8 protein-coding genes and 1 pseudogene are annotated in these 15,274 nt (G+C 43.4%); 4 read left to right on the top strand and 5 right to left on the bottom strand.

Annotation, left to right across the window (positions count from 1 at the left end; translation table 11 throughout):
• Positions 1-870 (top strand): annotated as a pseudogene (locus QUA90_RS13595) (hypothetical protein); the annotation flags it as partial.
• Positions 871-999: 129 nt separating this feature from the next.
• Positions 1,000-3,771, top strand: coding sequence for a methyltransferase domain-containing protein (locus QUA90_RS13590; RefSeq protein ID WP_333445980.1), 2,772 nt, complete (start codon positions 1,000-1,002; stop codon positions 3,769-3,771).
• A 243-nt stretch (positions 3,772-4,014) separates the two neighbouring features.
• Here the strand turns inward: QUA90_RS13590 and QUA90_RS13585 are convergent, their stop codons facing one another.
• The 5 genes from QUA90_RS13585 to QUA90_RS13565 all read right to left on the bottom strand — a co-directional run bounded on the left by QUA90_RS13585 (position 4,015) and on the right by QUA90_RS13565 (position 12,244).
• Positions 4,015-8,817: a tetratricopeptide repeat protein gene (locus tag QUA90_RS13585; protein ID WP_333445977.1), complete on the bottom strand. Its 4,803-nt coding sequence runs from the start codon at positions 8,815-8,817 to the stop codon at positions 4,015-4,017.
• A gap of 538 nt (positions 8,818-9,355) precedes the next feature.
• Complete coding sequence (locus tag QUA90_RS13580) at positions 9,356-9,961, bottom strand: 50S ribosomal protein L25/general stress protein Ctc (RefSeq protein WP_333227981.1); 606 nt, start codon at positions 9,959-9,961, stop codon at positions 9,356-9,358.
• Between the two features lie 64 nt (positions 9,962-10,025).
• Positions 10,026-10,394, bottom strand: a complete 369-nt coding sequence (locus tag QUA90_RS13575) for a hypothetical protein (protein WP_333445975.1) — start codon at positions 10,392-10,394, stop codon at positions 10,026-10,028.
• A 50-nt stretch (positions 10,395-10,444) separates the two neighbouring features.
• Positions 10,445-10,849 carry a hypothetical protein gene (locus QUA90_RS13570; protein WP_333445973.1) on the bottom strand — a complete coding sequence of 135 codons (405 nt, stop codon included), beginning with the start codon at positions 10,847-10,849 and terminating at the stop codon, positions 10,445-10,447.
• Positions 10,850-10,903: 54 nt separating this feature from the next.
• On the bottom strand, positions 10,904-12,244 hold the full coding sequence (locus QUA90_RS13565; protein ID WP_333390557.1) for an adenylosuccinate synthase: 1,341 nt from the start codon (positions 12,242-12,244) through the stop codon (positions 10,904-10,906).
• Between the two features lie 360 nt (positions 12,245-12,604).
• Between QUA90_RS13565 and QUA90_RS13560 the strand changes: the two genes are divergently transcribed.
• Together QUA90_RS13560 and QUA90_RS13555 are read left to right on the top strand one after the other, a co-directional pair.
• On the top strand, positions 12,605-13,642 hold the full coding sequence (locus QUA90_RS13560; RefSeq protein ID WP_333445971.1) for an adenosine deaminase: 1,038 nt from the start codon (positions 12,605-12,607) through the stop codon (positions 13,640-13,642).
• A gap of 249 nt (positions 13,643-13,891) precedes the next feature.
• Positions 13,892-15,196: an aspartate aminotransferase family protein gene (locus QUA90_RS13555; protein ID WP_333445969.1), complete on the top strand. Its 1,305-nt coding sequence runs from the start codon at positions 13,892-13,894 to the stop codon at positions 15,194-15,196.
• The last annotated feature ends 78 nt before the right edge of the window (positions 15,197-15,274 follow it).

The raw sequence follows: 15,274 nt of genomic DNA, 5'->3' as shown, positions 1-15,274 counted from the left end.
GCTCAACAAGAGTTGGAGCAGTCGAACTCTCAACTACATCAGGCTCAACAAGAGTTGGAGCAGTCGAACTCTCAACTACATCAGGCTCAACAAGAGTTGGAGCAGTCGAACTCTCAACTGCATCAGGCTCAACAAAAACTAGAACAAACTCAGCTTCAATCGCATCAGACGGAAGCAGTATTGGAACAATCACAGTCTCAATTACATCAGATGGAAGCAGTATTGGAACAATCGCAGTCTCAATTCCATCAGAGGGAAGCAGTATTGGAACAATCACAGTCTCAATTCCATCAGATGGAAGCAGTATTGGAACAATCACAGTCTCAATTCCATCAGATGGAAGCAGTATTGGAACAATCACAGTCTCAATTACATCAGACTCAAAGAGAGTTCAAGGAGACTCAACTTCAATTACATGCAACCCAGCTAGAGCTAAACTTTACCAACACTCAGTTACACCAAACTCAAAGAGAATTAGAAGATGCCAACACTCAGTTACACCAAATTCAGAGAGAATTAGAACATACCAACACTCAGTTACATCTAAGAGACAGGCAATGGGAGCGAGATCAGTTCCAAAAGACTCTAGCACCTCAGCCAATACCAGAGAGTCAAATGCAGTACGAACTTTTAGTATGGGACGCCTGGTATGCTTACCAAAATAAAAATTTGATTCAAATGCAAGAGTGCCTAAAGCAGTCTTTGAAATGTACTCCTTTCTCACCAACAGAAACAGTCCTTAAATGGATAGAAAGCTTTAGTAAGTTAGCCTTTAAAAAGGGTGAGGGATTTGATGCCAAATCACTAACTAATTCAGCCGAGTGGAAACAATTGATGAGCCGGGTACTGGTAGCTAAGCCAATGTCATAGAGAAGCTAAACGTCTTACAATCGTTAAGCTGCTACTTTTTGAGTAGTATAGTAGCGAAGGTTAATTGGTCAGCTTTTTTCATAAATTGCACAAGGAAATTTCGAGAGAATCAAACTAAAGGAGAATGTAATGGAATACTTGAAAATAGATTTGGGTTGTGGACCTAACAAAAAAACAGGAACTCTTGGTATAGATTATATTGCTTATCCGGGTGTTGATTATGTCCTGAATTTAGAAAAAGACCCACTACCATTTTCCGATAGTTCTGTGGACTATATATACTCTTCGCATTTTCTGGAACATATAGACGATCCATTTCAACTGTTCAAAGAAGTAAGTCGCATTTGCGTTAACAAGGCTCAGTTAGAGTTTTGGACACCATACGCATGGGAGAACTCAGCCTTTATTTTTGGGCACAAGAAGTTTTACCAAGAAGATGATTATATGCACCTATGTGTCTGGTTTCCCCATTTTTGGGAAGCCAGTTTAAAAGCCAGATGGCTATTAAAAGAATTGGTCTATACAATAGAGCCAAAAGTTTTGATAGATTTATACAAAAATGGCATTCAATTAGACTTTGCTATCAAATATTACAAAGGTGTTGTCAAAGAGTTTGGAGCAATAATTGAGGTGCGACAAAACTATCAAGGAGAAATCGTACAACCCCAATACAGCTTTTGCACTAATCGTTTAGCTCAAAGGTACCCCATACAATCTCTGGCAGTAAAGGTCAATGAAACAGAAGACGATCTAGCTGAAGCGATCAACTGGTTTCAGATGAAACAGGAGCGTTTACAAACAAACTTGCACCCAAATCAGATCTTATTGGCTCGCTCGCAATCACAGCCTGATGAGACTGAAGTACGACCTGATGAGACTCAAGTACAATCCGATCAACCGCAAATCACCAGCGGTGTAAACTTGCGCTGGCAAATTGCCGAGCGTTATTTATCAGGAAATGGCATTGAGGTTGGAGCGTTGCATTCACCCCTAGAAGTTCCTGCCAATGCTAAAGTCCGTTATGTAGATAGGATGCCAGTCGCGGAACTCAGAAAGCAATATCCAGAACTGGCAGCACATGAATTGGTAGAAGTTGACATTGTTGATGATGGAGAAGCTTTGTCATCAATAGCGGATGCTTCCGTCGATTTTGTCATCAGCAATCACATGATTGAACATTGCCAGAATCCGATTGGGACAATTGAGCAGCACTTAAGGGTTGTTAAACCTGGTGGAGTTATGTACATGGCTATACCAGACAAGCAGTACACTTTTGACTGCGATCGCCCCGTAACAACTCTGGAGCATTTGATTCGTGATTACACTGAAGGGCCTCAATGGTCAATGAAAGCCCACTTTGAAGAATGGGTCAGGTTAGTCATGAAAACTCCAGAAGCAGAAGTCGCAGAGCAAGTTGAACAGTTAATTAATATAAGTTATAGTATTCATTTTCATGTTTGGACTAAACTAGATTTTCTGAACCTACTTTTATATTGTAAGGATCAATTGTTTTTGCCGTTTGAGATTGAGTTCAGTCAAGAAAATGGCATTGAATTCATTGTCATTTTGAGGAAAAGAGAGCTGCTTTTGCCAACAGAATTAGATATAGAATCCCATGACTTCGATAGTAATACTCAACCAGTGAAGGTTGAAAATCATACTCACGCTCAGCAAGAAATATTGCTGCCACAGCTACAAAAAATTCAGACAAATCTGAATAAATCTCAATCTTGGTTACAGGAGATTCAGGCAGGATTAGCTCAAAAACAGTTACAAGTTCAGCAGGCTCAAGAGAGATTACAAAAAAAAATTTTCAGCTTACCGTCACTTGTAAAGTTTGCATTTATTAGTGGCTGCCCTGCTGCTTCCTATATTTACAGATGTCATCATCAAGCCGAAATGCTAAGGCTTGTGGGTTGTGAAGTTGAAATTTACATGACTTGTACATTTCCTTATGATGAACTCATCAGTAAAAAATATCCCATTGTGGTAGCTCACCGTATTGCTCGTACAGATGAATTTGAAAACTTTGTTGTCCAAGCTCATGCTCTCGGCATGAAGATTATCTATGAACTAGACGATCTAATATTTGACATAGACCGACTGCATCAAGTCGATCTCTACAATAACTTCGATATAGAAGAAAAGAAGATTTTTGTCGATCAAGTCAAGCGCAATCGTCAGGCTATAGAACTTTGCGATGGTGTAGTGGTAAGCACAAATAGGTTAGAAGAGGAAATCAGAATTAATTTTCCAGGCCTACCCGTTATCATTTCTAGAAATCGGATCAGTCAAAAAATGGAGGAAGAAGCTATCCAAGCTCGCTTAAGGGAAATTCCCAAGGATAAGTTCATTCGGATTGCCTATTTTAGTGGGACGAAAAGCCATCAAAAAGACTTTGCCGAATGCGTGGATAGTTTGTACAATATTCTTCAGGAATTTCCCGATGTTCGTTTAATGATAGTGGGGTATCTAGATATTCCCAAGTCATTGCATGAATTTAGCGATCAAATTGAAATGTTACCCTTTGTAGATCCGAGCGAGTTACCATATCTATATAGAAAAGTGGATATTAATCTCGCACCTCTCGAAAGCAAAAACGATTTTACTGAGTGTAAAAGCGAACTTAAATACTTCGAGGCAGGACTTCTCGGTGTACCCACTGTTGCTTCTAGCACGAGTGGCTTTCAGCTAGCTATTAAAAATGGATTTAATGGGCATTTATGTAGTAGTACAAGAGAATGGACTGATACGCTTCGGGAATTAGTAACTAACCCTGAATTGCGACACAGGATTGGACAAAGAGCGCTTGAAGATGTTAATAGCCGATATCTTACCAGAGTAGCTGCATATGAAACACTTCAGGCATGGCAAAACCTGTTCAAAAAAATATGGCTATAGCAGTTTTCCACTGTCGTGCTGCCTATCTTTTTTGAACAAAAGTGGGCGGAATCTTCATTCAATATGGGTTTCTGGCGGGGTTGTCACCCCGCCAGTTAAAATTCATTACTTTTCAATCAATGCGGATGGGATTTCCAATCTGTCTGCATCATTTGAGGCTGACTGCTGAGATTATCTGCGCTCGTTGGATTTGACATGATATTAATGATCCTTTGAGGTGAATGTATATTTCTGGAAACTTCACTAAACTGCTGGATTATCTAAAAGCCACTGAGCTTTCAAATATGCAACAAATAACGATCGCAAGTCAAGTTCGGTTTTCATCGATTGGTTTCTCTCGTATTGGCCAACTTCAAAAGTTTTATACTCCTCTAAATATCCTTGAGCCATAGTTTCATAAGAAATCAAGGGATATCGTTGAGTGTTTGCCTTCATCCTAGGTAGTTCATCAGGATTGCTAGCTAGGGAGGCTAAAACTTCTAGTAAGCCATCCCCCGATACCGATTTACTAACCCATCCTACATTGTATTCTCTCACTCGTTCAGCGATCGCACCTAGATGTGTCGTAATAATTGGTATGCCTAATGACAAAACTTCATCGGCTACCAAACTGTAAGTTTCAGACCAAACTGCTGGCAGGATAACCACATCGGTATGTTTTAGCAACTCTGGCAGATCTTGTCTATTATAAGCACCGCGAAACTCAATATGTTTCTTGAGCGACTCCATAGTAGAAGTATCGGTCGTTTCTACACAACCCCCATACCCTTCAAAAACAAAGTTATTTCTTAAGTTTTCTTGATTGGCCACTTTTTCTAATAAATCTATTATCAAATGCGCCCCTTTTGTGTAAGTCACAAAATTACCAACAAAGGCTACTTTAATTGGTAATAATTTATTTTTGACAACAGCAACGTTTGTCCTAAATTGCACCCGTCTTTCCTTCTCTAATTCTTTCAAAACCCCATGCCTAATCACCTTCATTTTATCGCTAAAATCTGGATACTCTCTAGCAAAGTATGACCCTGCAGCAGCAGAAGGTGAAATTATCTCAGATGCACCGGTGAATAGTTCTTGACATATATTATGCCAATTTTGTCTTAAGTCTTTTCCTTCTCCGAATAACGACTGACTGCATTCCTGACAATATACCTCGCTTTTGTGCTCAAAACAAAATTGTGCATTTTTGTCTAGCAGATTATAGCTGGGGCAAATAAAGTAGTAATCATGCGTGGAAATAATGTAAGGTATCTGCATTTTCTTGAGGACAGATACAACATCTCGTAAAGGCCAGCGAAACAAATGGTGAATATGTATTATGCTGGGAGCAAAATATTGTAGTATTCCTCGAAACGTTTTCTGAAAATCGGGATGATAGGACAGGTAAGGACGATGCTTTAGACCAGGACAGTTAAATTCAAATTTCAACTTTTCTTCTTTGAAAAAGACAGTAACGACAACTGTTTCTTTTTCTGTTGCATACAGAGTATAAACAGGTCGATTTGGACTGATTTCTGCAATCAATGCAGCGCAGTGATATTCAGTTCCTCCCAAAGGAGCATTGGCTATACTCTCTGTATCGTTGTGAAGAATAAAGCAAATTGGTGACAAGCACTTAAGTTCTGCCAAACGCTGATGAAGCTGGATATTAGCAATAATATATTGAAATGGTCTGGCGTTAATGAAGTTGCCCACATCTTCGAGATATGTTGGATGTAACTTAGACATCTGTTGTAAATTGACATTGGCGATTTCTTGCTTTTCTGCTCCAAAAGATTTACTGCCTGCATGGTAAACAAATGTTGAATCATCAATGATGTGAGAATATCCCTTCTGAGCAGCTCTGTAGCAAAAATCATTCTCTTCTCCATAGCCTTTTCCAAAATTTAATTCGTCAAAATAGCCTACTTTATTCAAAACTTCGCGTTTAATGTACATACAGAAACCGACACCCGTTGGAATAGTAGGATAGTGCCGCCACGAAATTCGATTAATTAAATCTGCAAAACTATCAATAGTTTGATTGGGTGGAATATCATTTTCCTGTAGCCAACTTGGGACAGAACATATTGTACCGTTATTGGTCAAAGGAGTAACAGTAGCTATTTTAGCATCGGAGTAGGCCGCAAGAATTAGGTTTTCTAGCCAATTTGCTGTCAATACTGTGTCACTGTTAACCAAGATAATATCTCGCCCTTTAGCAGTTTTAAACGCCAAATTACAAGTTTTGACAAAACCAAGGTTTTTGGCATTTGTTATTAACGTTACCTGGGAATAATGGGATGAACATTGAGTGGTCAACTCGGTTATCCTTTCATCTGTACTGGCATCGTTAACGATTAAAATCTGGTGTTTACAGTCTGTATATTTGAACAAAGATTCCAGACATTTTTTTGTGTCTTCATAGGCATTGAATATGGGTATCACCACAGTTACATCAGGCTGAAAATCCATAGCTTTTGTTTGAAAACCAATTTTCCCATCCAGTTCTGCCTGGTTAGCTAAATTACCTCCCAAATATTCATAACACCAAGAAGCATCTGTTTTTGGGTTAAGTTGAAATGCACGGCGGTAACAGGCAACAGCTTCATCCCACTGTTCTTGTTTACTAAGAGCTTCCCCCAAGTAGTAATAATCTAAACAGGAGCTCTGGTCAAGGTTAATAACATAGCGATAATGAGCTATTAACTCATCTAAGTCATTTTTTTTTTTCAGTACACTCTCTAAATTTCGGGTGATTTCAGCATCGCCCGGCCGAATCTGCAACGCCATCTGATAAAAGACGATCGCCCCATCCGGCCAACTGTGCCGCACCAAAGCATTAGCCAACTCAACATAAAGGTCAGCATCATTCGGCGCAATCTCCAGCGCCTTGTGATACAACTGCACGTCATCACGATTTTCCTGAATCGCGCGTCGGTACAAACGCATCGCCTCCTTCAAATCCCACTGCGATCGCATCCTCAAAGCATCAGCCAACTTTTGCGAAAGCCACGGCAAATCCGCCTGAATTTCCGCAGCGCGGCGGTAAGCGGCGATCGACTCATCCCACCGTTCCAGCTTCTCAAAAGCCGTTGCCATGTTGTAATAAGTCCACGGAAAATCAGGATTTAACTCGGCCGCGCGCCGGTAAACATCGATCGCTTCCTCCCACCTTTCCATTTCTAGCAGCACGTCGCCCAACTTGCTCTGCGACCAGAAAAAATTCGGATTAACTTCGTTAGCACGCCGGTAGGCCACAACTGCCTCATCCCAACGTTCCAAATTCACCAGCGATTCTGCTAAATTGTTGTGCGCCCAAAAATGGTCGGGATTGAGTTCGATCGACCTTTGGTAAGCCGAAATGGCCTCATCCCACCTTCCCAGTTTAATCAGCGCGTCTGCTAAATAATTGTGCGACCAACTGAAATCGGGATTTAACTCTGTTGCTTTCCGGTAAGACTCTACAGCTTCTTCCCACCGTTCCAACTTCAGCAGCACATCTGCTAAATTGTTGTGAGACCAGCTAAAATCTGGATTTAATTCGATCGCCTTGCGGTAAGCATTTACAGATTCTTCCCACCGTTCCAACTTAACCAGCGACTCAGCTAAATTGTTGTGCGACCAAGAAAGATCAGGATTGTTTCTAATAGCATTAGTGTAAGCTTCTACCGCCGGTTCCCACTGTTCTTGACCCTTAAGAATTTCGCCCAATTCGTGATAAGCTGCGCCAGCATTTGGGTTCAACTCAACCGCGCGCCGGTAACACTCAATTCCCTTATCTACCTTACCTTGCTCGATCAAAGTTTTGGCTAAATTCTCGTGTTCCTCAGCCGTGCCCGACTTGGGGTCGATGGCAAATGCTCGATACCAAGCCTCAGCCGCCGCCTCCGGCTTGCCTAACTGAGTTAACAGTTTTGCAAAATTGCGGAAAGCACCGGCAAAATCCGGTTTCAGGGCGATCGCCTTTTCGTAAGCAGAAACCGCTTGTTGCCACTGTTCCTGCTGCGCGCAAATGCTGCCGTAATTAGCATAAGCTTCGGCAAAATTTGGGTTAATTTCTATTGCTTTGACATAGCAACTTTTAGCTTCATCAATTTTGCCACCAGCTTGTAGCGCGTTGCCCAGCATTTTGTAAAGCGGCGCTTCCGGCTTAATTTGCAGCGCCTTCTTGCAAGCTGCGATCGCCTGTTCCAATTTTCCCTGAGCAAAATAGCCTTCTGCTAGTATTTTGTATGCTTCTGGATCTTCTATATTAATTGTAGAATTAACTGCCTGCTGAACTGGCGGATTAACTGGCGGCTGCACTGCCTGCTGCACTGGTGGCTTAACTGCGCTTGCTGCGGGCTGCTGCTTAACTCCACCGTTTGTCGCCGTTGCACCCGCCAAGGTTTGCTGTCCCTCGCTGCCATTTCTCGCATTAGCTGCGTTCAGTTCAATAGCTTTGCGATAATATGCTGTCGCTTCCTCTAACTTGCCTTGTTTTTTTAGCGCTTCGCCCAAATTTTGGTAAGCCGTCGCCACATTAGGATTTAATTTTATGGCGCGATCGTAACAGGCGATCGCTTCGGGGTATTTTTCCTGCCGAAAAAAAGCGTCGCCCATATTCAAGTGTTCCCCGGGCGCTACTTTTTCCGGTTCCAAACTAAATGCTTGATACCAGCACTGCTGGGCTTCTTCCGGTTTGCTAATTTGTCCGAATACTTTTGCTAAATTCCGGTACACTCCCGCGAAATTCGGCTTAATCGCGATCGCCTTTTGATAAAACCCGATCGCCTCCTGCCATTTTTGCTGCTGCGCGCCCAAGCTGCCCAAATTCGCGTATACTTCCGCAAAATTCGGTTCTATTTCAATCGCTTTAGCGTACCAGTGCCGTGCCTCTTCCATCCTGCCTTGAGCTTGCAGCGCGTTGCCCAAAGTCTTGTAAGCTGGGGCAAAATTGGGGTGAATCTTCAAAGCTTGCTCGCAGGATGCGATCGCTTCTTCTATTTTTCCTTGGGATAAGTATATTTCTCCCTGTTGGTTAAATTGAACCGCTGTTGATTCTGTATTCACTGTTGATGGCATATGGGCGGCGGCTCCAGAGGCAGGAATTAAATAGGGTAGTCTAAACGTTTCACAATTATACTCGCGTTTGACACTAACATAACCGGAATTGTTCCCTTAATTCTTAATTTTTTTGACTCCGGGTGCTGGCGAGGAACCGGGATTCTCGGCTAATTTTTTGATTTTACGGCTAAATATGTAAGAATCAGTAAGGTTTCTGGCGGATTTTCGCGCCAGTTCCGACTCTTGTAGCTTCTGGTTGATCGCAGGTTTTGTAAAGCAAAGTAAACACTGCCGGTTTTTGCTTGTGGGATAATTGCTGGTGGTGTGGAGGGGAACTCGCCTAAAAAGATATTACGGGCTAGCTCTAAGCCCACCCCACAAGAAAGTAATTCACTGTTTGTGGAACAGGCATCTTGCCTGTTTCTGAGCAGGGCGCAAAATGTGCGATCGAACCCAAACGAGAATAGCCTTTTTAGCAAAAAACGATCGCCCTTTTGGGAGAAAGCGATCGCCCTTTTTTTTCAACAATTAGTTAACAACTATTAGCAATTACTAATTAAGCTGCTGCGGCTGCGTCTTCTTCTGCGTCTTCGGCTTCAGAACCTGCTTGAATTCCCAGCACGCTAACAACCACCTGATCTGGTTCGCCGAGAGCTACCACTCCTGCAGGCAAAACTAATTCGTGAATGTGCAGCGCATCCCCAACCTTTAAATGAGAAATATCTACTTCAATTGCTTCAGGAATGCTGTCAGGTTTGCACTTAGCTGCGAGTTGCGTCAGCACCGTATCCAAGATGCCGCCTTCTAACTTGACGCCGACAGGTTCGCCGACAAAACGCAGTGACAATTCAACTTCCAGGCTGTCTTGAGTCGCCACGGAGAAAAAGCTCAGGTGGTAAGGATAGCCCTTCCAAGGATGAACTTGCACTTCCCGGAGCAAGGTTTTGCCGCTCCAAGAGAGGTCGGGAATGCTGAGGTCAATTAGGGCATTGTTGACTACGTGCTTTTTGAGCAGGTGTTCAACTGTTTTGGCTTTGATGGTAAGGGAAATGGATTCAGAGCCTTTGTGACCGTAGAGGACGGCGGGAATCAATCCAGAGCGGCGGAGGGCGTTAGGTTTGCTGCCTTCTGCCCGCTTTTGACATTCTACTGCGAGTTCCATTTTCTGACTTTCTGTTGATTGTTTTCACATTTTACCAGAATTGTGATATTGCGATCGCGCTCAATTAAATTCGCTGGAGGTATTGATAGTTTTCGTTTTCCACACACTTCAGCAATTCCAGCATTTTTCTCAGACGGTACGTTCCTGATTGATACTCTTCTTTTGAAGGGTAATCACCAAGCTTAGTAAGAACTGCATCGCTTTCACTGATGATTGCTTCGCTGAAAATTTTCTTGAACTGCTGGCGACTATCTTGATTTAATTCAACTAAAGGCAGAACTACATTTTCTTCATCTAGGTAAATTTGGGTTTCGATTGATTCGCCACCTATTTTTGAAAATGCTGATTTTGCTAACCACTCGTAAGTAGCTGCTGTTATTCTTACACTATCGGACGGTTTACCATTGGCTGAATAAAAACTGATGTCAAACATTGGGATTACTCCTGCTACTAAACATCTAGAAACTCGTTCAAAGGAATATTTTATGCATAAGCTATAACTGCTTTAATAAATTTAGCCTTGCCAGGTTCAGAAATTCTATCGGCACTTTCAACTGCAATGACAGTAGCAGTATCAATAATTTCATTAACTGCTTTTCCTGAAAGGTATGTGCTTTTGATTTCTATATGCGGTAAGTTTGTTTTTCTTTCCTCTAAGGTTGACTGTGAATCTTTGATATTTTCTCTAGTGTATTGATTATGAATATCCCGGATTATTTCTTTTACTTGCGATGCCTCATTTGGAGCGACAATCAAAATGTCTCCTTTCGGATAGTTGCCAGTAGTTCTCTGGGATGCAATGCCAGCTTCAGCTAACTTTCCGATTACCCAGCCAACCAAATCTCGATGAAGGGTTAGTTGGTAGATCAGACGATCTTCATCGGTCATTGGAGCCTCGTCACACATGAGATAGACCCTTTTTCTCTATTATAACTAAACCTGTTATGATTGTGCTGCTACAGGCGTACCGTCAGCAGAGAGCAAAGCGCGCTTTGGCCCGTGAATCGGGTCTTCTACAATAATAGTTTGGTCGCGGCTGGCACCGAGAGAAACGATCGCGATCGGCACTTCCATCAAATCTGCCAAAAACTTCAGATAATTCAAAGCTTGCGGCGGCAAATCTTCCAAATTGCGGCACTCTTCCGTAGACTGTTTCCAACCGGGAAGGGTTTCGTAAATAGGTTTGCAGCGAGCAAATATCCGGGAACTTTTCGGGAAATCAACACATCTTTCGCCGTCAATTTCGTAAGCAACGCAAACTTTTATTTCTTCTAATTCATCCAAAACATCTAGTTTGGTAATTGCCAGACAGTCAAGGCCGTTGATGCGGACTGCGTAGCGGCCGATTACTGCGTCGAACCAACCGCAGCGGCGTTTTCTGCCCGTTGTCGTGCCGAATTCTGCACCTCTCTCGCCCAAAATTGCGCCAACTCCATCTACCATTTCCGTAGGGAAAGGGCCTTCTCCGACGCGGGTTGTATAAGCTTTTGCTACGCCAATTACGCGATCAATCGCTGTTGGGCCGACTCCTGTTCCCACACAAGCCCCACCAGCGATGGGATTGCTCGAAGTAACGTAAGGATAAGTACCGTGGTCTAAGTCTAATAAAGTGCCTTGCGCGCCTTCAAACAGAATATTTTTCCGCTTGTGAATTCCCTCATAAATCTTCAGGGAACTATCAACTACGTGCGGCCGCAAACGTTCCGCATAAACTCGATATTCATCAATTACGTCTTGCGGATTTAAAGGCGGCAAATTGTAGAGTTTTTCGAGAAGGACATTTTTACAATTAATCGTCCATTCCAATTGTTCTTGCAACCCGTCCAAGTCCATTAAATCGAGCATCCGAATGCCCGTGCGTTCCGACTTGTCGGCGTAAGTAGGGCCAATGCCGCGTCCCGTCGTCCCGATTTTATAATTTCCCCGCTGCGTTTCCGATGCTACATCAATTAATCGATGATAGGGCATCGTGACGTGAGCCGTCTCCGAAATCATCAGCGAGGCTGTCGAAATATTCAGTGCCTCTAGCTGATCTAACTCTGCAATTAAAACTTTAGGGTCGATGACCGTGCCACAGCCGATAATACACTCTTTATCAGGGTAGAGAATCCCGGACGGAATTAAATGCAGCTTGAAAGTCTGACCGTTAACTACCACGGTGTGACCCGCGTTGACGCCCCCTTGGTAGCGGACAACGATATCTGCGGATTTGCTGAGCAAATCGGTAATTTTGCCTTTTCCTTCATCGCCCCACTGGGCGCCGATCACAACTACGTTAGCCAAGGGTTTCTCGCGTTCAGTTCAGGTTGACACAATCTCCGATTATGTATGAATGCGTCCCAAATGTCAATCTATTTTAGATTTTAGATTTTAGATTTTAGATACGGGCATGGGGCATGGGGCATGGGGCATGGGGCATGGGGCATGGGGCATGGGGCATGGGGCATGGGGCATCTCCCAAAAAGCCTATTTTGAACAGGCATCTTGCCTGTTCCACAAGAATTATGGGAGATGTCTATTGGGCATTAGGCATGGGAACTCACAAATAACCAATGACTAATGACTAATGACTAATGACTAATGACTACTGACTACTGACTAATTAATTTTTGTTAAAATTGAGAAAATTGAGGCTTTGTTGCCATGACTTTACACGCTGAGTTGCACCGCCATCTGGGTGGTTCTGTTGTTCCTAGGGTGCTGTGGCGGTATTTCGATCGCCACAATGCTGAGATGGTTAATCGATTTCAAGAATACTCGGAGTTTGAGGATTTTTACACTCGTCCGCGCAATACTCTCAATGAGTATTTGGAACTGCACACACTGGTAGAAAGCGTTCAAACTGTTGAGAGTTTGCCTTATTTTATCTATCGGTTGATGCGGGGCGCTTACGTGTTTGAAAATCTCGCTTATTTGGAGTTGCGCTATACGCCTTATTTGCGGACTCCAGAACATTTGAATCAGTCAGAACGCATTGATTTGATGGCAGAAATTGTAAAGGTTGTGGGCAAGGCAAGTCAAATTAGCGATTGTCCGATTGTTACTAGCCAAATTTTGTGTATGCACTCGCGTTTGCCTTATGAAGTGAATCGGGCGATCGTAGATTTGGCCGCACAAATGGGAGAATACGTTTGCGCGATCGATCTAGCTGGCGGCGATGCTGCTATTGGCGATCGTTTGGAGGAGTTTGTCGGATTGTACCAGTACGCGAGGTCGATCGGCATCAAAACTACCGGCCACCTCTACGAAACTACCTCTGGCTGTTATCCCGAACTTTTGCCCTATCTGATGCGTATCGGCCACGGGATTCAAATTCCGTTAAAATATCCCGAACTGCTGCCAGAAGTCGCGCGCAGGGGTCAATGCTTGGAAGTTTGTCCGACTACCTATCTCAAAACGGGGACGTTGCAGGATATGCGCGAATTGAAGGTTGTATTCGATCGATGTTTTGAAGCTGGCGTCGATATTGCCATTTGCACCGACAACGCGGGATTGCACAACGTGCGATTGCCTTTCGAGTACGAGAATTTGTTAACTTTGGATATCATTGATTTTCGGCAGTTGCAAGCGTGTCAAGAAGCAGCTTTTCGCCATGCTTTCGCGTGGCCCTACGGGGAGCGGCCTGTGAAAATGCTAACTGGTTTGTTGCAGCATGAGTCTGTGGAGGCGATCGTTAATTAAAGAATATCTATTTAATTAACCACAAAGGCGCGAAGGAAAAGAAAGAAGAAGATAGGTAGATGTCTTCAGGCAAATACTCTACTTCAAAATGATAAAAACCTCTTTCTTCTCTTCCTTCGCGCTCTTTGCGTCTTCGCGGTTCGTTTAAAAAAGATATTTGTAAAATTATAATAAGCGTCTGGCGATCTCCAATCCGTAGCAAGTTATAGTTTGAAGGCAGAATCATCAATATAAAAAGATAAAAAAACGATGACAAATATGGACGCTTACTGGATGCCATTCACTGCCAACCGACAGTTTAAAGCGAATCCGCGAATATTGGTTTCGGCAAAAGATATGCACTTTACAAGCGATGATAACCGCTCAATTTTGGATGGTACTGCAGGGCTTTGGTGCGTGAATGCAGGACACGCCCGCGAGACAATTGCCGAAGCAGTTAAACAGCAGGTTTTGCGTTTGGATTACTCTCCGGCTTTTCAGATGGGACATCCGGGCGCTTTTGAATTGGCGGAACGTTTGGTAAAGATGATTCCGGGCAATTTCGATCGCGTTTTATTTACTAATTCGGGTTCGGAATCTGTAGAAACTGCTTTAAAAATTGCGATTGCTTATCACCGGGTAAAAGGTGAAGGAACTCGCCAAAGATTAATCGGGAGGGAACGCGGCTATCACGGCGTTGGTTTTGGAGGAATTTCTGTCGGCGGTATCGGTACAAACCGCAAGTTTTTTGGCAGTTTGCTGACGGGAGTCGATCATTTGCCTCACACTCACAATCTCGAACACAATGCTTTCAGCCGCAAACAACCGGCATGGGGAGCACATTTGGCGGATGAATTGGAGCGGATTGTCGCTTTGCACGATGCGTCGAATATTGCAGCGGTAATTGTGGAACCTGTGGCTGGTTCTACAGGGGTTTTGATTCCCCCGAAAGGTTATTTGGAGCGGCTGCGGGCGATTTGCGACAAATACGGAATTCTGCTGATTTTTGATGAGGTAATTACCGGATTCGGGCGTTTAGGTTCCAGTTTTGCTACTGAATATTTTGGGGTTGTTCCCGATATTGTGACGGCGGCGAAGGGGATAACTAACGGTACGGTGCCGATGGGGGCGGTGTTTGTGAAGCAAGGAATTTATGATGCTTTCATGAATGCTCCTGAAAATGCGATCGAGCTTTTTCACGGTTATACTTATTCTGGTCATCCTCTGGCTTGTGCGGCTGCTTTGGCGACGCTGGATATTTATGAGGAAGAAAGGCTGTTTGAACGAGCCGATAAGATGGCTGGCTACTGGGAAGATGCGGTGCATTCTTTGAAGGGAGTGCGGCACGTAATTGATGTCCGCAATCTGGGACTGGTGGCGGGGATTGAGTTGGAATCTATTGCTGGGAAGCCGGGAAAACGGGCTTTTGATTGTTTCTTGCAGTGCTATGAAAAAGGCTTGCTGATTCGGACTACGGGTGATATTATTGCTTTATCGCCACCGTTGATTATTGAGAAAGAACATATCGATCGCCTTGTGGAAATTTTAACCGGGGTTTTGCAGGAGATGGAGTGAGATTAAACTGAGATATTGCCCACTGATAAACAACAGGCAAGATGCCTGTTCCACCAAGAGTGAATTTATTGTGGGGTG

Source organism: Microcoleus sp. D3_18_C4 (assembly GCF_036702355.1).
In the GTDB taxonomy this organism is placed as follows: Bacteria; Cyanobacteriota; Cyanobacteriia; order Cyanobacteriales; family Microcoleaceae; genus Microcoleus.
Note: the sequence above shows the minus strand (reverse complement) of the source record. Positions and strands in the feature narration are given on the sequence as shown.

Excerpts from the sequence above, each read along its gene's own strand:
- QUA90_RS13590 (WP_333445980.1), top strand. The coding sequence starts at position 1,000 with ATGGAATACTTGAAAATAGATTTGGGTTGTGGACCTAACAAAAAAACA.
- QUA90_RS13585 (WP_333445977.1), bottom strand. The coding sequence starts at position 8,817 with ATGCCATCAACAGTGAATACAGAATCAACAGCGGTTCAATTTAACCAA.
- QUA90_RS13580 (WP_333227981.1), bottom strand. The coding sequence starts at position 9,961 with ATGGAACTCGCAGTAGAATGTCAAAAGCGGGCAGAAGGCAGCAAACCT.
- QUA90_RS13575 (WP_333445975.1), bottom strand. The coding sequence starts at position 10,394 with ATGTTTGACATCAGTTTTTATTCAGCCAATGGTAAACCGTCCGATAGT.
- QUA90_RS13570 (WP_333445973.1), bottom strand. The coding sequence starts at position 10,849 with ATGACCGATGAAGATCGTCTGATCTACCAACTAACCCTTCATCGAGAT.
- QUA90_RS13560 (WP_333445971.1), top strand. The coding sequence starts at position 12,605 with ATGACTTTACACGCTGAGTTGCACCGCCATCTGGGTGGTTCTGTTGTT.
- QUA90_RS13555 (WP_333445969.1), top strand. The coding sequence starts at position 13,892 with ATGACAAATATGGACGCTTACTGGATGCCATTCACTGCCAACCGACAG.